Raw genomic sequence first — 17,921 nt, forward strand, 5'->3', positions numbered from 1 at the left:
GGCGGCGGAGTGGCCGGAACGGGCGGCGGCGGTGCGAAGGCCGGCTCGTTCGTGGGCGTGAAATTGCGCACCCCATAGTCGCGATATTCCGCCGAGTGGCGCGATCGCGCCCGGCGACCCGATTCGCCGTACGGCGGCGTCACCGGCTCGGCGGGCGGGCCGTCCCAGGCCTCGTCCGACTCGGTCTGCCGGGCGCGCCGCCGCCGGCCCGATGTGTCGTCGGCCGGTGTCACGGGCGATTCGGAGCCGGTCCAGCTACTGCCCGGCGTTCCGGGCGGCAACCACAGTCCCGACGCACCCGCCGGCTGCCAGCCCTGCACTTGCGGCTGAGGCGCCGGCTCCGGCTGCGGCGGGGGCGGTGGCGGCTGCTGCTGGGGCGGCGGAGGGCGAGGTTCGAACCGCGGCTCCGGCTGGGGCGGCGACGCGCTGTACGACGGCTCCGGCTGGGGCGGGGGCGCCGGCTCCTGCGGCGCTTCGTACTGGTGAGGCACCCGCTCGCGGCGGGGCTGCGCCTGCCGGGGTGGCAACAGCGGTTCCTCGGGCACGTCGATGATCGCCGTTTCGTCGGCACGGCCCGGCTGGTTGTCCTGGGGGACGGAGGTGACCCGGTCGCTGGCGACCCAGTCATAGGGCGCGTCACGCGGGGTTTCGCCGTTGCGGTCCCACTCGCTGTACGCGCGCTCGCGTGGCGCCTCGGTCTCCGGCGTCTCCAAGGCCGGGCGCTGCGCGAGGTCGGTGTCGAACAGGATCTCCAGGCTGGTGCGCAACGCGCTCAACTCCGCCCGCAGCTCGGCCAGGTCGTCGGCGGCCTGAGCGCGCAGCTCGGAAGCCAACTCGCGGCGCAGCTGGGACTCCACGGTCAGTTCATACTCGCGACGGGCCGAAATTTCGCGATCCAGCTGCAGGTCGTACACCAGCTTCAGGTCGCGGACGCGGGATTGATCCGCGTCGCTCTGGCGGCGGTACAGCACCGATACGAAGGCACCGGCGACTGCGGCCCACAGCGCCAGGATTACAGCGAGCTTGAGGAGTTCCACCCGATTGGTGAAAACCAGTGCGGAACTGGCCCCCATCGCGAGGACCAGCAACGCGGTCAAGAGCACCCAACCCGGCCTGCGGCCGCCGCGCCGAACGCGGGCGCCGCGGGACAGAACGGTCATGGCCTGACTGTACCTGCGCGAGGTCATTCAGCGTGTCGCCCTAGTCCGGCGATTCTCACGCGGGTTGTCGACGGCATACGTGTGGGCTAGTTTTCCGCGCCTTCACCGTGCTCGGTCTGATCCGGCGGGGACTTGCAGCAATGCTGCAGCCACAGCGCGGCGACGAGTAACGCCAGCGCGCTGACGGCCGCGACCACGGCGCCGCTGGTGTCCTCGGCGGCCGAACGCAGCCAGGACCGCCGCGGCAGGAAATACACGAGCACGCCGACCCACCAGCCCAGCACCAGCGCGCCCACCCAGGCCGACGCCTTGGCGACCATGAGGCTGCGCGCCACCGCCAGCGGGTGCAGCCAGCCGGTGCCAACGCCGATTTCGCCGTCGGTGATCTTGGCCCGCACGTGGCGCGCCCATAAGGCTTCCGCGATGGCCACCGCCAGCAGCGACAGGCCCGTCCAGACCGTGATGGGCGGAAACCACCGGTAGAGGGCATTCACCAGCAGATAACCCACCACCGCAGCGGCGACGACCGCGGCCGTGAGGTCACGTTTGCGGGTCGGGCCCATCAGGCTTCCGGTCCCGGGCCGGCCCGGTCGAGCGTCAGGCTGGTCAACCGAACGCTTTCCCGGTCGGCCGGCTCCAGTTCGGCGAGCAGGCTCGCAACCGGTCGCGGGCCCTCGCCGACGGTCAGCTGGGCATCGGGGTCGATGGCAAGCCACGGGATCATGACGAAGGCCCGCAAATGGGCCAACGGATGCGGCAGCGTCAGGTTGTTCTCGCGGGAGACCACCTCCGCCTCGCCGTAACAGGCGATCAGGTCGACGTCGAGGGTGCGCGGGCCCCAGCGCTCGCCGCGCACGCGGCCCGCCGCCCGCTCGAATTCCTGGGCTCGGCGCAGCCAGCACTGCCCGTCGCACCCCGGATCGTTGGCGATCAGCACCGCGTTGAGAAACGGCGCCTGATCGACCCGGCCCCACGGATCGGTCTCATACACCGGCGACACCGCGAGCACCTTCTCATCCAGCCCGTCGACGACCGACTGCAGGCGCGCCAGTCGGTCGCCCAGGTTGGAGCCGATGGACAGCACCACCCACGTCATAGGCGCCGCTCCTTGACCCCGGCTTCGCCGGCGTCATCGTCGTCGTCGCGCGTCATAGGCGCCGCTCCTTGACCCCGGCTTCGCCGGCGTCATCGTCGTCGTCGCGCGTCATAGGCGCCGCTCCACCGGAACCACCGAACCGCGACCACCGCGCCGCGACCGCCGCACCACCACCGCGACGTCGGCGAACTGCTGCGGGATCGGGGCCTGCGGCTTGTGCACCACCACCTCGACGGCGTGCACTCTGTCGTCTTCCATCACCCGGTCGGCGATCTCGCCACCGACCGCTTCGATCAAGTTGCGCGGCGGTCCGGCCACGACGTCGGTCGCCAGCTCGGCCAGGGCGGCGTAGTCGTAGGTGTCGGCCAGCTCGTCGCTGGCGGCGGCCCCGGCGAGGTCGATCCACACGGTCATATCGATAACAAAGTCTTGCCCGTCGGCCCGCTCGTGATCGAAAACTCCGTGTCTTCCACGAATCGTCAACCCCCGCAATTCGATTCGATCAGCCATTGTCTCCAGCCAGGTCGGTCTGCTGCGTTTCGCTCTGCGTCCAGGTCCCCACCACCTTGAGCGCGTCGGTCGTGGCCCGCACGTCGTGCACGCGAACACCCCACGCTCCGTACAACGCTGCCAGCGCGGAGATCACCGCGGTCGCAGTCTCGCGGCCGGCGGGCGGGCGCGGCGAGCCATCCGGCCCGGCTAACAACGTACCGAGGAACCGTTTGCGTGAGGCGCCCAGGAGCACCGGGATCCCCGTGTCGACCAGCTGTGGCAACGCGCGCAGCAGCGCCCAGTTGTGTTGACCCGTCTTGGCGAACCCGAGCCCCGGATCGATCACCAGGTTGGCGGGGTCCACGCCGGCGGCCACCGCGGCATCAACGCTGGCGAGCAGCTCGGCGCGCACTTCGGCGACCACGTCGTCGTAGTGCGGGGCCGCATGCGGGCGATCGGCCGACACCGACCGCCAATGCATAAGCACCCAGGGCACCCCGGCGTCGGCCAGCAGTGGCGCCATCGCGGGATCTGCACGACCGCCCGACACATCGTTGACGATCCGCGCGCCATTCTGCAGCGCCGCCCGCGCGACGCCCGCGTGCATGGTGTCGATACTCACCGTAATTCCCTCTGCCACAAGCTCTTTGACGACGGGGATCACACGAGCGGTCTCCACCCCCGGGTCGATCCGGGTGGCGCCGGGGCGAGTCGACTCCCCCCCGACATCGACGATGTCCGCGCCGTCGGCGGCCAGCGCCAGTCCGTGCGCCACTGCGTCGCCGGTGTCGAGATAGCGGCCGCCATCGGAGAACGAGTCGTCGGTGACGTTCAGGACTCCCATAACCCGCACAGGCGCCGACTCACTTACGCAGGATGAGATCGAGGGCTTCGGCTCGGGAAGCGGCGTTGGATTTGAACTGTCCGCGTACCGCCGAGGTGGTGGTGACCGCGCCGGGCTTGCGGACGCCGCGCATGGCCATGCACAGGTGCTCGGCCTCGATCACGACGATCACGCCGCGCGGATCGAGTTTCTTCATCAGGGCGTCGGCGACCTGGCTGGTCAGCCGCTCCTGCACCTGCGGTCGCTTGGCGTAAAGGTCGACCAGTCGCGCGATCTTCGACAGCCCGGTCACCCGGCCGTCGTTGCCAGGGATGTAGCCGACGTGGGCCACACCGTGAAACGACACCAGGTGGTGCTCGCAGGTGGAGTACAGCGGGATTTCCTTCACCAGCACCAGTTCATCGTGGTCTTCGTCGAACATCGTGTTCAGCACGCTGTCGGGATCGGTGTAGAGCCCGGCGAACATCTCCTGGTAGGCACGGGCGACGCGAGCCGGCGTTTCCCGCAGACCGTGCCGGTCCGGGTCCTCGCCGATGGCGTACAGCAATTCCCGGACCGCGGCTTCGGCGCGCGCCTGGTCAAACACCCGAGTCGTGGGAGTGGCTGTGTCGGGCCCCAAACCAGTTAAGGCCATCGAATCCTCCGTTCGTCAGCCGTGCGCCGGTGGGTTGGATCGGCTCACGTCGTCGTCCTGCTGGTCGGGAGACTTTCCACCATTCGGGTCGGGCAGCCCGGGCGGCGGGTAAGGCGGATACGGCGGGTAAGGGGGCTGCGCCTGACCCTGCGGACCGTGCTGACCCGGACGAGCGGGGTGGCCCGGATAACCCGGGTGGTTCCCCGCCGGCTGCGGCCAGTAGGGCTGCTGCGGGGCCTGGGGCGGCGGATACCAGTTGGGCTGTTGATCATGCGGTGGCCATCCCGGCGCGTGCCAGCCCGCCGGCGCACCGTAGTCCGGTTGGGTGGGGCCGTGCGGCACGCCCGGGCGGGGGCCGTTCCCTTGAGAACCATTGCCGCCGTTGTTGTTTCGGTCGGCGTCCGCTCCCGCGGCCGCGGCGGCTTGGCTGGCCCGCGCGATGGCCGCCTTGAAAGCCGGTTCGGGAACCGGTGGTGGCCACGGCTCGCCGCGCTCGATGGCCAGCTCGCCGGGCGTCTTGATCGGCGGTTTGTCGGACGGGATGCGGCCACCGAAGTCGTCGAACATGGTGAGTCGGGGCCGCTTTTCGACGTCGGCGAAGATGCCCTCCAGCTCGGCGCGGTGCAGCGTTTCCTTTTCCAGCAGCTCGCCGGCCAGCGTGTCGAGTACGTCGCGGTATTCGGTGAGGATCTCCCACGCCTCGGTGTGGGCCGCCTCGATGAGCTTGCGGATTTCGTCGTCGATGTCGCGGGCGACCTCGTGGGAGTAGTCGGCCTGCGTCCCCATGGTGCGGCCCAGGAACGGGTCGCCGTGTTCGGTGCCGTATTTGACCGCACCCAGCTTGGAACTCATCCCGAACTCGGTGACCATCGCGCGGGCCACCTTGGTGGCCTGCTCGATGTCGGACACCGCGCCGGTCGTCGGCTCCCGGAACACCAGTTCCTCGGCCGCACGCCCGCCCATCGCGAACACCAGCTGCGCGATCATCTCCGAGCGTGTCCGCAGGCCCTTGTCTTCCTCGGGCACCGCCACCGCGTGACCGCCGGTGCGTCCGCGGGCCAGGATCGTGACCTTGTAGATCGGCTCGATGTCGGGCATCGCCCAGGCGGCCAGGGTGTGGCCGCCCTCGTGGTAGGCGGTGATCTTCTTTTCCTGCTCGCTGATGATGCGGCCCTTGCGGCGCGGCCCGCCGATCACCCGGTCCACCGCCTCTTCGAGCGCGGCGGTGGTGATGACGGTGCCGTTCTCCCGTGCGGTCAGCAGCGCGGCCTCATTGATGACATTGGCCAGGTCGGCACCGGTCATGCCGACGGTCCGCTTGGCCAATCCGTCGAGGTCGGCGTCGGGGGCGATGGGCTTGCCCTTCGAATGCACTGCCAGCACCGCGCGGCGACCCGCCAGGTCCGGGTTGGACACCGGGATCTGCCGGTCGAAGCGGCCGGGCCGCAGCAGCGCGGGGTCGAGGATGTCGGGCCGGTTGGTGGCCGCGATCAAGATGACGCCGGCCCGCGGGTCGAACCCGTCCATCTCGACCAGCAACTGGTTCAGCGTTTGCTCCCGCTCATCGTGGCCACCGCCGAGCCCGGCGCCGCGCTGGCGGCCCACCGCGTCGATCTCGTCGACGAAGATGATGCACGGGTTGTTCTGCTTGGCCTGCTCGAAAAGGTCGCGTACCCGCGACGCGCCGACGCCGACGAACATCTCGACGAAGTCGGACCCGGAAATGGTGAAGAACGGAACTCCCGCTTCCCCGGCCACGGCACGGGCCAGCAGCGTCTTGCCGGTCCCGGGTGGGCCGTAAAGCAGCACGCCCTTGGGGATCTTGGCGCCCAGCGCCTGATAGCGGCCGGGGTTCTGCAGGAAATCCTTGATCTCGTAAAGCTCTTCGACGGCCTCGTCGACGCCCGCAACGTCGGCGAACGTGGTCTTGGGCATGTCCTTGTTGAGCAGCTTGGCGCGCGACTTGCCGAAGCCGAAGCCCATGCGGGCGCCGCCCTGCATCCGGGAGAACATCACGAACAGGCCCACCAGCAACAGCAGCGGTAATACGTAGACCAGCAGCTCGCCCAGGATGCTGCCCTGGTTGACGACCGTACTGACCTTTGCGTTCTTAGCGCTCAGCGCGTTGAAAAGGTCGACCGCGTACCCGCTCGGGTATTTGGTGATGACCTTGTCGGAATTGTCGGTGTCGTTGTTGCCCTTTTTCAGGGTCAGCCGCAGCTGCTGCTCGCGATCGTCGATCTGAGCGCTCTTGACGTTGTCGCCGTTGATCTGCGCCACCGCTACCGACGTGTCGACTGGCTTATAGCCGCGGGTGTCGTCGCTGAAGTAGAAGAACGACCAACCGAGCAGCACCACGACTGCAATCGCCGTGATGGTGCGAATAACGTTTTTCCGGTTCATCAATCATCGGCCTTGCCGGCCAGGTCCTTCCCCGATATACACGCAGCTAGAAACGTCCAGGTTACCGCTAGTGGCGATCGCCAGCTCCGGCAGAGCCGGAGCGCAACGGGTCGCCACCATTGTCGCCGCGGCGATCGCCAGCTCCGGCAGAGCCGGGCGCTGGGGGTACCGCCCGCTTGCGGGGGCCGGGTCGTCGCCGTTGTCGATACAACGAGCGGGGGTTCCCCCGGGGGCGTGCCGAGCGTCACGCCAGCGCGACGGTGGCCGGTGGTGGCCACGCCAGCGTGACGTTCGATGGCGGGCGGACCCTTCTAGAGTTTCGCTACTCGTAATACCGGGCCTCGATCACATTGCCGTCCGGATCGGTGAAGTAGTACCCCTGCGGCGCCCAGCCGCGGGCCCCAAAAGTGCGACTCAACCGCGCGCTGGTGTCCACTCCTTCGGCTTGCAGACGCTGATCCAGTGCCTCGTACTCGGCCTTCGACAAAGCCAGGCAAACGTGGTTCACCGGATAGCCGGCGCTGCCTTGCGCCTGTGTCATCGACTCGGTGGTGGCGACAGCGGCACGCGGCGACAAGTCGATGATCGATTCCTCACATACCCGCACGCTGGGGAACGGCGCATCGCCCGCCTCGAACTCGGCAAACCGGACCGGCTCCAAGCCAACCACCCTGGTGTAGAAATCCATCGACGCGCGCGGATCTCGCGTCCAGAGGACGACGTGGTCGAGCCGCTTCATTTCCGGGTTCACCTGCCTTCAGTCGTGCGAGCGCTCACGGCGATATCTACCAGGCGACCAAAGCCGTTGGAATGCAAATCGCGATCAAACGCGAATACTTCTCAGCCCGGTGGGGGGTGTGCTTTGGTGACATGGTGCTCAAATCAACCGAACGGTTAGTCGAGACCAACGGTGTGCAGCTGCGGGTGGTTGAGGCGGGAGAGCGCGGCGCACCCGCGGTGATCTTGGCCCATGGCTTTCCCGAACTGGCCTATTCGTGGCGCCACCAGATACCGGTCCTCGCCGAGGCCGGCTACCACGTGCTGGCACCGGATCAGCGCGGCTACGGCGGCTCCTCGCGCCCGGACGCCGTCGAGGCTTACGACATCCACCAGCTGACGGCCGACTTAGTCGGTCTTCTCGACGATGTGGGCGCCCAACGCGCTGTCTGGATCGGACACGACTGGGGCGCCGCCGTGGTGTGGAATGCGCCATTGCTGCACCCGGATCGGGTCGCCGCCGTCGCCGCGCTCAGCGTCCCGGCGGTGCCCCGCTCGCACGTTGCGCCGACGAAGGCGTGGCGCAAGATGTTAGGCGACAAGTTCTTTTACATCCTGTACTTCCAGGAGCCGGGCGTCGCCGACGCGGAGCTCAACGGTGATCCCGCCCGCACGATCCGCCGGATGCTGGGCGGGCTGCGCACGTCGGATGACCCGCTCTCCGCGGCACGCATGGTAGCGCCGGGTACCGAGGGATTCATCGATCGCCTTCCGGAACCCGACCGGCTGCCGGACTGGCTCAGCCAGGATGAGCTCGACCACTACATCAGCGAGTTTTCTCGCACCGGGTTCACCGGCGGCCTGAACTGGTATCGCAATTTCGACCGCAATTGGGAGACCACCCCGGAGCTGGCCGACGCCAAAATCACTGTGCCTGCGCTCTTTATCGGTGGGACCGCCGATCCGGTGCTGACGTTCACCCGCGCCGACCGCGCGTCGCAGTTGATCACCGGCCCCTACCGTCAGGTCATGATCGACGACGCGGGACACTGGCTGCAGCAGGAGCGCCCGAACGAGGTGAACGCGGCCCTACTGGACTTCCTCAACGAATTGGAGCTGCGATGAGTGCCCCCCTGCGGTTCGGTGTCTTCATCACACCGTTTCACCCGATTGGCCAATCGCCAACGGTGGCTTTGGAATACGACATGGAACGCGTGGTCGCGCTGGATCGGCTCGGCTTCGACGAAGCGTGGTTCGGCGAACACCACTCCGGTGGCTACGAATTGATCGCCTGTCCGGAAGTTTTCATCGCGGCGGCGGCCGAGCGGACGAAGCACATCCGGTTGGGCACCGGGGTGGTTTCGCTGCCCTACCATCATCCGCTGATGGTGGCCGATCGCTGGGTGTTGCTCGACCACCTCACCCGCGGCCGGGTGATGTTCGGCACCGGCCCCGGCGCGTTGCCATCGGATGCCTACATGATGGGCATCGACCCGGTCGACCAACGGCACATGATGCAGGAGTCGTTGGAAGCGATCCTCGCGCTGTTCCGCGCCGGGCCCTCCGAGCGAATAGACCGTCATGCCGACTGGTTCACCTTGCGTGACGCGCAGTTGCACATCCGGCCCTACACCTGGCCCTACCCGGAAATCTCAACGGCGGCAATGATTTCGCCGTCCGGGCCGCGGCTGGCGGGTGCACTGGGCACGTCGTTGTTATCACTGTCGATGTCGGTGCCGGGTGGCTACGCCGCTCTGGAAACCACCTGGGACGTGGTGCGCGAGCAGGCCGCAAAAGTCGGACGCGACGAGCCAAATCGGTCCGACTGGCGTGTTCTGAGCATCATGCACATCGCGGACAGCCGCGAGCAGGCCATCGACGATTGCACCTACGGGTTACAGGATTTCGCCAACTACTTCGGCGCGGCGGGGTTCGTCCCGTTGGCCAACGCCGTGGAGGGCGCCCAGACGCCGCACGAGTTCGTCGAGGATTACGCGGCCAAGGGCAATTGCTGCATAGGTACCCCCGACGACGCGATCGCCCACATCGAAGACTTGCTCGACCGCTCAGGCGGGTTCGGCACGCTGCTGATGCTCGGCCACGACTGGGCGTCCCCCGAGGCGACTTATCACTGCTACGACCTGATGGCGCGCAAGGTGATTCCCCATTTCAAGGGCCAGCTCGAGGCGGCGCGGTCATCCCACGACTGGGCCAAGGGCAATCGCGACCAGCTGATCGGCCGAGCGGGTGAGGCCGTGGTGAAAGCCATCACTGAGCATGTCGAGGAGCAGAAGGGCGCGGGAAGCTGATGCGCGCGGCGGTACTGCGAGATGGACGGATGGTCTACCGGGACGACGTGCCGGAGCCCGTGCCCGAGGCAGGGCAGGTGCTCGTCGGCGTGCGGGCGTGCGGAATCTGCGGGTCCGACCTGCATTTCGCCGCTCACGGCGCACAGGTGCTGGAAATGAGCAATCGAGTGGCCGCGGGTGCGGGCGGCATGCACGTCGACCTGGGCCACGACGTCTTCATGGGACACGAGTTCAGCGCCGAGGTGCTCGAGGCCGGGCCCGACACCGAAACCCACCCGCCGGGAACGCTGGTCACCTCGCTTCCGGTCTTGCTGTCCGCCAAGGGCGTGGAGCCAATCGTTTACAGCAACAGCACAATCGGCGGCTACGCCGAACGAATGCTGCTCTCGGCACCGCTGCTGCTCCCCATCCCGAACGGCCTGGACTTCAAACATGCGGCGCTGACCGAGCCGATGGCGGTGGGGTTGCACGCCGTCAACAAGTCCAACATCGCGCCCGGCGAGACGGCGCTGGTCATCGGCTGCGGCCCGATCGGCATCGCGATCATCGCTGCCCTGCGTGCCCGAGGCGTCGAAAACATTGTCGCGGCGGACTTTTCGCCGAAGCGGCGCGAACTCGCCGCCGCCATGGGCGCCCATCGGGCGCTCGATGCCGCACAGGGTTCGCCGTTCGACTCGGTCAAACCCGCGGTGGTGTTCGAGGCGGTGGGAGTGCCGGGGATCATTGACGACGTGTTGCTTCGGGCCCGGCCCGGCACCCGCCTGGTAGTCGCCGGTGTTTGCATGCAGCCCGACACAGTGCATCCGTTCTTCGCGATTGCCAAAGAGATCAGTGTTCAATTCGTGCTCGCCTACACCCCGGAGGAGTTCACCGACTCGCTGCGCGCGCTGGCCGAGGGCGACATCGACGCGACCCCGCTGATTACCGGCGAGGTCGGCCTCGACGGGGTCGGCGCGGCCTTTGACGACCTCGCCGACCCCGAGCGACACTGCAAAGTCCTCGTCACTCCTTAGGCCGTCAGGCCCAGCTGGAGCCGACGGCGCTGTCGGTGCTGGCCATGTTGCTGCCGGCGCTCTGCACCTTCTGCCCGTGGGCGTTGGCCTGCTCATAGATCACCTGGAAGTTGCGGCCCAACTGGGTGATGAACTCCTGGCAGGCCACCGAACCGGCACCGCCCCAAAAGTCCCCGGCCGCAAGCACATCGCGAACGATGGCCTGGTGCTCAGCCTCCAGAGACGCGGCCTGCGCGCGGATGGTGGCCCCGTGAGTGTCGACATCGCCGAATTGATAGTTGATGGTCATCGTCAATCGTCTCCTGTTTTGGTTGGTGGGCTAGCTGCCCAGGATCTGCTGTGAGGCCTGCTCTTGCTGCTCGTAGTTGTTCGCGTCTCGAACCAGTCCGTCGCGGACGCCGTGCAGCATGTTGACGATGTTGCGGAACGCTTGATCGACCTGACCCATGGTGTCGTACGAGGTGGCCTGCGCCTGACCGCTCCAGCCGGAGCCGGCGATGTTCATCGAGGACGCCCACATCTTGCGAGCCTCATCCTCAACCGTCTGGGCGTGCACCTCGAAGCGGCCCGCCATCGCCCGCATTTCGTGCGGATCGGTCATGAATCGTGTTGTCATTACATGTCTCCTTCGAAAGTTGTTGTCAAGCTGGAAGTTTGGCTGCCGATGCGTTCAGTCTTTTCTCCTTTCCGTTATCCGACCACGCGCGGCAATACGCTGGCAGGAGCCGGCATGGTGGCGCCGAATCCGCGCATCTCCATGCCGCCCGTTTGGGTCGCGGAGCTATGCGGGGGTCTCAGCATTCGAGCCGCCGCGCCGGCTCCCGACAGGGGAGCCCCGGCGGGTGCGGCAACTTGGGAAGTCGCCGCGGTCCAGTTCGGGGGAACCGAGAGACCCCCGACGGATGAGGCCTGGCCGAAACTTGCCGCCGGCGACAGCCTCTGCGGTGCGGGTACTAGCGGCTGGCCGGGACGGAAACGTTGCATATCGGCCAGCCCCACCGGGGAGGATGCGCCCACGCCGCTCGCAAGGCCCGCGTTGGACGCGGTGATCCCGCCCAGTCCCGATGTGGCGGTGCCGCCACCCTGTCCGAAGGGCATGCCGAGCAGGCCGGTGAGACTGCTGATCGCCGACGGGAAGCTACTGGCCAGCGACGAGGCGGACGAACTGAGCGTCGACGGCAACCCCATGGTCGCTTGGGTGGCCAACCCCTGCATGTTGGCCTCGCCGGCCGCCATGACGCTGGCCGCGACCCCGCCGGGATTGGTGGTGGGCGGGGCGACCGTCATCGGCGCCAGCATGGCCGCCGCCGCCGAGGAGCCGGCGTAGGCGTACATGGCCATCGCGTCCTGGGCCCACATCTCGCCGTACTGCGCCTCGGTGGCCGCGATCGCCGGTGTGTTGATGCCCAGAAAGTTGGTCGCGATGAGCTGCATCAGCAAGGCGCGGTTGGCCGCGATCACCGGCGGAGGCACGGTCGCCGCAAACGCCACCTCGTGCGCGACGGCGGCTGCGGTCGCCTGCATACCAGCCTGCTCGGCCTGCGCCGCCGTGGCGTGCATCCAGGCCACGTAGGGGGATGCGGCGGCCGCCATCGCTTCCGACGACGGGCCCTGCCAGGCGGCATCGGTGAGCTCGAGGATCGCCGTCCCGTAGCTCGTCGCGGCTGAACGCAGCTCCGCGGCGAGCCCCTCCCACGCGGTCGCCGCCGCCAGCATTGACACTGGGCCGGGGCCCGCGTACATCAGGCCCGAATTGACCTCCGGGGGCATCGCACCGAAATCCATGACTACCTTCCTTTTCTCTATGTCGTTTCGCTATGCCAGCGCCGGCATGGGCTTCGGGCCGGCAGCTTTGAGGGCGGCGTGCGCCTGCACGACGTGTTCGTTGGGCATGCCGGCGGGCAGGTGCATGGGGGCGACGTGTTCGGCCGGTATCGCGGCGGCCGCCAGCGGCATCCGGTGGACGGGCGCCGTCGGCGCCAGCTGCGAAGGCGAGATGTGCTGACCGGCCGCCAATTCCGCACCTGCGACGTGGCCGGCGGGCGCCGGGTGAGCGCCGTAATTGGCATTGGCGTAGCCGCCGTGCTGCGGTGCCGGGTGGGCGCCGTAATTGGCATTGGCGTATCCGCCGTACTGCCGTGTCATGTGGCCGCCGTAATTGGCATTGGCGTATCCGCCGTGCTGCCGTGTCATGTGGCCGTAATTGGCATTGGCATAGCCGCCGTGCTGCGGTGCGGGGTGGGCGCCGTAATTGCCAGCGCCGTAACCGCCGCCCCCTTGCCAGCCCGCGCCGACGGGCGTCGCCGCCCCCAGGGGTCCGGGCGCGGCCGGGCCCGAGCCGACCGGGGCGCCGGGCACTGCCCGGCCCGGGGCGTTCGGGGTCACCCGGCGCGGCGCAGGTGGCGAAACGTGAGCGGGCGCGGCGGGTGCGGGGCGAGCGGGCGCGACAGGCGCCATACGGGCGGGGGCGACGTGGCCCCCCACCATCTGCGTCCGATTGGCAGCCTCGGTGGCTGCGTACGAATCGGCGCTGCGTCCCAACGCGCTGACGAACTGCTCATGAATCATGCTGGCCTGGGCGCTGATCGCCTGATACTGCTGGCCGTAACCGGCGAAGGCGGCCGCAGTCATCGCCGAGACTTCGTCGGCCGCCGCCGGAACCACTCCGGTGATCGAAAACGCGGCCATCGAGTTCGCGGCGGTTACCGCGGAGCCGATCGCCTGCAGCTGGCCGGCCGCGGCTAGCAGCAGGTCCGGCTGTGTGGTCACGAACGACATGTGTCTTCTCCTCATTGAATGCCTGGATCTGGGGTGTCCCGTCTGCTTCCGGAGACTATGTCATAAATTAGGAATCTATGTCTAGTACTAAGTACTAATTTCTTATTTTTCGTCATCGACTCGCAGATCTAGATGCTTTGCCCGTCTTTCGGCACCGGGTTACTCTGGACGGATGCCACGCACTAACTCCGCAGGCTGGGGACTCAAGCGCCTGCTCGAGGCGACGCTGAACCGCGACATCACGGTCGAGCAGTTGCGCGACGCCTGTGGCGTCACCAAAGGACGGTGGTATGGGGGCGCCGGTCGCGCGAACGCCGACGACTTCCCCGACGCCGAGGAGGCCAGGCGCGCCGCGCACGCGTTCGGGCTCAGCGCTACCTGGCTACAGGTGGAACTGGGCCTGATCACGCCCGAAGATGTGCATGCGGCGTTGGGTGACGGGCAGTCGCTGGATCCGTTCCGCGCCACGACCCGCCAGCGAGTGTTGATGCCGAATCCCACGGCGGAGGGCTCGGGCGGCTGAGTCGCTTCCGGTCGACGCTGCGTGTCAGTGCCGGGGCATGCTATCGAGCGTATGTTCGATACACCGCCGAATCCCGCCGCCCTGGTGGAGCTGATCGAGTAGTCGCACCGGCAGGAACCATGCTGGTGGCCCGCCGGCTGGCTGCGGTAGCAGCATTGCTGCGGCATCGGGTGGCCACCGCCGAGCGGCCCGAGTTGGACCATAAATACGCGGCAATCGACGGCTTCGAGCAGACCGCTGCCGAGGTCGCCGCCGCGATGAACCTCTCGCCCGTGGCGGCGGGCTATCTGGTGTCGTACGCGGAGGCGCTGGACACCAGGCTGCCGAAAGTTGCGGCCCTGCTCGGGAAGGGCCGGACGGACTGGCGCACGGTGCGCTTGATCATCAGCCGCAGCGATCTGGTCACGACGAGAAACTGATCAGGTGGTCATCAACGTGGTGGCCAGCGAACGGACCGTCCATTCCGATGGCGCCGAGCCCGGCTACTGGAGGGCGACGGCGTCATCCGCCGAGCAAGTGCGCCAACTGGCCGCGGCCGCATCCTTTCGTCGCCGATCCGATGACGAGTCCGGTCGAGGCCCTGCGCTATCAACCGTCCGCCGTCCGGTGCCGCGATCTCACCTGTCGCTTCCCCGGGTGCAGCCGGCCGGCCGTTGTCTGCGACCTCGACCGCACCATTCCGTTCAGCCACCGCAATCCGGCTGCGGGTGGCGGACCGTCGCGGACAACCTCAAATACCTTTGCCGACAACATCATCGGTTCAAATTGCTTTAGCGAGCGGTCGTGTTCCTCTAGCGTGTGGTCGTGACAACAACAGAGCAGGTGCAACCGGCATCCATTCCCACGTCCCGCAAAGTGTTGTGCGCCGTGTACGCGCTGATCGCGGTGCTGGCGCTTGTTGCGACGTGGAGTCAGACCGTCGCGTACACACACAGCGGCCTTGCCGCGTTCTTCGACAATTTCTGGCACGACACAAGGGTCAACGCGTCGTCGCGCAATCTCACCGCCGACGCCCTGATGCTAGGTATGTCCGTCGCCATCCTCATGGTCGTCGAAGCCAGGAAGTACGGCGTGCGATTCGTCTGGCTCTACATCGTCGGCGGGTTCTTCGTCGCCATCAGTGTGACGGTTCCACTCTTCCTTATCGCTCGCGAGATTCGGATCGGTGCAGCAGAACCCCCGCGTCTTCGCCCGTTCGATGTGATCCTCCTGGCCGTGGCTGGTGCCGGTGTCTTGGCCCTGACCTTTTGGGTTGACATGGGGTGAATTACTCAAGAGAGTAATTCCGCGTCGCTCCCATCATCGACTTAAACCCTTCGGCGAGTGGCGCGATAAGCAACTGGCCGACGGCACGGTAACTCTTGCGGGATATCCGCTCTCAAAACGGCGCCGCGGCGCGACTTCAAATCAGAAACCCCATAGCTGCACGCCGTTAGACGAATATCCCTAAAATCCTGTGCAGTCAGCCATATCACCCGACATCGTCGACAAACAGGTACGGACATGACTGAAGCGAACCAAAAGGGCGAAAGCGTTAGTCATCCGGAAGTGTGGGCAGCGTGAGCCAGCCAACGGGCACGGGCGGCCAAGGCCCGCGTCGGACTCCCATGACGCTTGCCATATACCGTGACTTACGCGTCGCCATGGTCGTACTAATGGTGATGCTCGCTGCGGGCGTGATCATCGAAAGGATATCGGCACCCTGCTGGCAATCGGCCATCAGCACTTACTATTACACGTCCGCGCACAGCATCGTCGTCGCCGCGCTCCTGGCGCTCGGCACGCTATTCATCATCTATAGGGGCAGCACCGACACCGAGGATGTCTTGTTGACTCTGGCCGGGGTCAGCGCATTGACCGCCGCGATAGTGCCGCAGCCTCGACCCAACGACCTGTGCCCCGGGCCAGCTAATCTGCCGCTCGACTTCGACGACAATGCCAAGGCCGCCATGCTGCCCAATGTTTGGGCGGTCGCCATCGCATTGGGTCTGGGCTATTTGGTGATCTGGTCGGTGATGCTGGACCAATGGAGGCGCGGTCGCCCCCCGCGGAAGCGAAGGCCGGGGGGAATAGTGTCGCTGTGCGTTTTCTGGCTGATTATGGTGCTCGGCCTGATTGCGCTGATCTTCTTTCGGGACACGTTCAAGGAGTACGCACACGGTGCAGCCGCAGTACTACTGCTCTCGGCCTTCATCGCCACCACGTTCTGCACCGCATACGTCGTCGGGCGAGAGGACCCGTCGAAGTCACCGCATCAGCGCGGTTACAAGCGCATCTACTGGGGGATTGCCTGGCTGATGCTGGCTACGTTGATTGCAGTTCTCTGGGTTCATTACTCAAGAGGGTTGGGCGGCCATTGGGGCCTTCTGGCCGAGGTGGCGCTGATCCTCGAGTTCGCCGCGTACTGGGTGGTTCAAACGATCGACCTGTGGACAACACCTGACCGGATTATGCGCTTTACCAAACGTCCTCCGCCGTGTCTGTAGTGCTGGCCGTCGCGGACGGGCACGAAATCGCGGCGCGCAATTCCGTAATCACATGCGCGACATGCTCTTCGCATTCAAAGGCACACCTAGCACCAGCCCCTTCTGCACTTGGGTGAACGATCCCAAAGAGCCCGAAGAACTACCGCCGGACTGGATTCCCGACGAGCCGGCCGTGGAACCCGTCCCGGACGATCCCACCCTTCTGACGCGCGGAGCGAGTGCGTCTCGAATCAGCCCCCCGCGGGTGGTTGAGCAATGACCGTGGGCTTGAAACCGTATCGCGGCGCGACGAAGTGGGCCGCTGCACTACGCCCCGTCCCGCCAACAGGCATCATCGGCACCCCGCCAACCGCGTTCGTGGCAGGTTCCATAGCCGACGCAGCAGTGAGGCCGTTGAGAGCCAAGGTGACCGGTGGCGCCGCCGGGGCCGCGCTGGTCCATGCCGCCGGCACCGACAACCCACCGATCGATGCGGCCTTGCCGACGGCTCCGCCGATCGAGCCGATCGAACCCAGGCCCGGCCCTGCAATGGCCGCGGGCAGAGCCGCTTCCGCGGCTTTGGCGGCACCCTCGGCCGCGGACTTCGCGGCGGGGATCATGCCCTGGGCAATACCTTGGATGTCTTTGAACGAGGTGGTGAATAGCCGGGTCGGCGAAATCAACCGGATGAACGCGTCAAAGGGCGTACTGGCGTCCAGGGTTTGCGACCCGGTCAGACCCTCCAACAAATCACCCAACGGACCGCTGACGACGAGCCCGTCGCCCTCGGGGTTGAGGGCGATTCCGCCGAGGGAAAACGCGGGATTGGGATTGTTCGCCGACCCGGCCAGCGACGACAACGCCTGGGGCACCGTGTCTAGCCCCTGCATGCTGTTACCTCCACCGCTGCCGGCCGCTTGGGCCACCGCCGCGGCCTGATTGGCGGCCCCGGCCGGGTTGGTGCTGGGCGCTGCGGGCTCGAACGGTGCCAACGTCGACGCCGCGGCCGACGTGCCGGCGTATCCATACATCGCGGCGGCGTCTTGAGCCCACATCTCGCCGTATTGCGCCTCGGTCGCCGCGAGCGCCGCGGTGTTCTGCCCGAGGAGGTTCGTCGCCAGCAACTCCATCAGCAGCGCCCGGTTGGTGGCAATCACCAGCGGGGGCACCGTTTCGGCGAACGCCGCCTCGTAGGCTCCCGCTGCCGCCACCGCTTGGGCGGCGGCATGTTCCGCCCGCCCCGCGGTGCCCCGTAGCCACGCCACTTGCGGCAGGGCCGCCGTAAGCATGGACGACGCAGCCGGCCCCTGCCATGGCCCGTCGGTAAGGCCCGCAATCGCCGAGCCGTATGAGGATGCTGCGGAATGCAACTCGGCGGCCAGCCCGTCCCAGGCCGCCGCGGCGGCCAGCAGCGGTCCCGAGCCGGGGCCGGAATACATCAGCGCGGAGTTGACCTCCGGCGGCAACTGCGCGAAATCCAGCATGTG

General features: G+C 67.1%; 18 protein-coding genes and 3 pseudogenes. 8 read left to right on the top strand and 13 right to left on the bottom strand.

From position 1 onward, the window contains the following. From A5773_RS00120 to A5773_RS00155, 8 genes are all read right to left on the bottom strand, one after another. On the bottom strand, positions 1 to 1,160 hold a 1,160-nt coding region (locus A5773_RS00120; RefSeq protein ID WP_067788925.1), incomplete at its 3' end, for a DUF6779 domain-containing protein. Positions 1,161 to 1,246: 86 nt separating this feature from the next. After that, complete coding sequence (locus A5773_RS00125) at positions 1,247 to 1,723, bottom strand: DUF3180 domain-containing protein (RefSeq protein WP_066955524.1); 477 nt, start codon at positions 1,721 to 1,723, stop codon at positions 1,247 to 1,249. Beyond that, a complete protein-coding gene (folK, locus tag A5773_RS00130; RefSeq protein ID WP_067788820.1) occupies positions 1,723 to 2,256 on the bottom strand; it encodes a 2-amino-4-hydroxy-6-hydroxymethyldihydropteridine diphosphokinase in 534 nt (177 codons plus the stop codon). Before folK ends, A5773_RS00125 begins: the two co-directional genes overlap by 1 nt. 108 nt (positions 2,257 to 2,364) lie before the next feature. Continuing rightward, positions 2,365 to 2,766 carry a dihydroneopterin aldolase gene (gene folB / locus A5773_RS00135; RefSeq protein WP_067788821.1) on the bottom strand — a complete coding sequence of 134 codons (402 nt, stop codon included), beginning with the start codon at positions 2,764 to 2,766 and terminating at the stop codon, positions 2,365 to 2,367. Further along, a complete protein-coding gene (gene folP / locus A5773_RS00140; RefSeq protein WP_067788824.1) occupies positions 2,759 to 3,592 on the bottom strand; it encodes a dihydropteroate synthase in 834 nt (277 codons plus the stop codon). Before folP ends, folB begins: the two co-directional genes overlap by 8 nt. 19 nt (positions 3,593 to 3,611) lie before the next feature. Continuing rightward, positions 3,612 to 4,226: a GTP cyclohydrolase I FolE gene (folE, locus tag A5773_RS00145; RefSeq protein ID WP_066955536.1), complete on the bottom strand. Its 615-nt coding sequence runs from the start codon at positions 4,224 to 4,226 to the stop codon at positions 3,612 to 3,614. 15 nt (positions 4,227 to 4,241) lie between these two features. Then, entirely contained in the window at positions 4,242 to 6,629 is a 2,388-nt protein-coding gene (gene ftsH / locus A5773_RS00150) for an ATP-dependent zinc metalloprotease FtsH (RefSeq protein ID WP_066955539.1), read from the bottom strand. A 322-nt stretch (positions 6,630 to 6,951) separates the two neighbouring features. Further along, the gene (locus A5773_RS00155) at positions 6,952 to 7,368 is read right to left on the bottom strand and encodes a VOC family protein (protein WP_067788929.1); all 417 of its coding nucleotides are present in this window, start codon (positions 7,366 to 7,368) and stop codon (positions 6,952 to 6,954) included. A gap of 131 nt (positions 7,369 to 7,499) precedes the next feature. On the opposite strand from A5773_RS00155, the gene A5773_RS00160 reads away from it, so the two are divergent. The 3 genes from A5773_RS00160 to A5773_RS00170 are packed head-to-tail and all read left to right on the top strand — an operon-like array spanning position 7,500 to position 10,668. Next, positions 7,500 to 8,471, top strand: coding sequence for an alpha/beta fold hydrolase (locus A5773_RS00160; RefSeq protein WP_369817288.1), 972 nt, complete (start codon positions 7,500 to 7,502; stop codon positions 8,469 to 8,471). Further along, positions 8,468 to 9,655 (top strand): LLM class flavin-dependent oxidoreductase, encoded by a 1,188-nt coding sequence (locus tag A5773_RS00165; RefSeq protein WP_067205925.1) that lies wholly within the window; start codon positions 8,468 to 8,470, stop codon positions 9,653 to 9,655. The genes A5773_RS00160 and A5773_RS00165 overlap by 4 nt, the downstream gene beginning before the upstream one ends. Beyond that, on the top strand, positions 9,655 to 10,668 hold the full coding sequence (locus A5773_RS00170) for a zinc-binding dehydrogenase (protein WP_067788827.1): 1,014 nt from the start codon (positions 9,655 to 9,657) through the stop codon (positions 10,666 to 10,668). Before A5773_RS00165 ends, A5773_RS00170 begins: the two co-directional genes overlap by 1 nt. Positions 10,669 to 10,672: 4 nt before the next feature. Here A5773_RS00170 and A5773_RS00175 read toward each other — a convergent pair whose 3' ends face one another. The 4 genes and pseudogenes from A5773_RS00175 to A5773_RS26710 all read right to left on the bottom strand — a co-directional run. Next, positions 10,673 to 10,957, bottom strand: a complete 285-nt coding sequence (locus A5773_RS00175; protein WP_066955548.1) for a WXG100 family type VII secretion target — start codon at positions 10,955 to 10,957, stop codon at positions 10,673 to 10,675. A gap of 30 nt (positions 10,958 to 10,987) precedes the next feature. Beyond that, entirely contained in the window at positions 10,988 to 11,284 is a 297-nt protein-coding gene (locus A5773_RS00180) for a WXG100 family type VII secretion target (RefSeq protein WP_066955551.1), read from the bottom strand. A 74-nt stretch (positions 11,285 to 11,358) separates the two neighbouring features. Then, the gene (locus A5773_RS00185; protein WP_067788829.1) at positions 11,359 to 12,453 is read right to left on the bottom strand and encodes a PPE family protein; all 1,095 of its coding nucleotides are present in this window, start codon (positions 12,451 to 12,453) and stop codon (positions 11,359 to 11,361) included. Positions 12,454 to 13,164: 711 nt separating this feature from the next. Further along, positions 13,165 to 13,446 (bottom strand): annotated as a pseudogene (locus A5773_RS26710) (PE family protein); the annotation flags it as partial. Between the two features lie 172 nt (positions 13,447 to 13,618). On the opposite strand from A5773_RS26710, the gene A5773_RS00195 reads away from it, so the two are divergent. The 5 genes and pseudogenes from A5773_RS00195 to A5773_RS26380 all read left to right on the top strand — a co-directional run. Continuing rightward, a complete protein-coding gene (locus A5773_RS00195) occupies positions 13,619 to 13,969 on the top strand; it encodes a hypothetical protein (protein WP_066955561.1) in 351 nt (116 codons plus the stop codon). 51 nt (positions 13,970 to 14,020) lie between these two features. Further along, positions 14,021 to 14,734, top strand: a pseudogene (locus A5773_RS25260) (DUF222 domain-containing protein); the annotation flags it as partial. A gap of 39 nt (positions 14,735 to 14,773) precedes the next feature. Beyond that, the gene (locus A5773_RS00205; RefSeq protein WP_066956001.1) at positions 14,774 to 15,235 is read left to right on the top strand and encodes a DUF2834 domain-containing protein; all 462 of its coding nucleotides are present in this window, start codon (positions 14,774 to 14,776) and stop codon (positions 15,233 to 15,235) included. Positions 15,236 to 15,576: 341 nt separating this feature from the next. After that, entirely contained in the window at positions 15,577 to 16,455 is an 879-nt protein-coding gene (locus tag A5773_RS00210; RefSeq protein ID WP_067262705.1) for a hypothetical protein, read from the top strand. A 37-nt stretch (positions 16,456 to 16,492) separates the two neighbouring features. Then, positions 16,493 to 16,714, top strand: a pseudogene (locus A5773_RS26380) (hypothetical protein); the annotation flags it as partial. Here A5773_RS26380 and A5773_RS00215 read toward each other — a convergent pair. After that, positions 16,686 to 17,918: a PPE family protein gene (locus A5773_RS00215; protein ID WP_066955570.1), complete on the bottom strand. Its 1,233-nt coding sequence runs from the start codon at positions 17,916 to 17,918 to the stop codon at positions 16,686 to 16,688. The pseudogene A5773_RS26380 and the gene A5773_RS00215 overlap by 29 nt on opposite strands. Between the last annotated feature and the right edge of the window lie 3 nt (positions 17,919 to 17,921).

Origin of the sequence: Mycobacterium sp. 852014-52450_SCH5900713 (genome assembly GCF_001667075.1) — a bacterium.
Lineage (GTDB): Bacteria > Actinomycetota > Actinomycetes > Mycobacteriales > Mycobacteriaceae > Mycobacterium.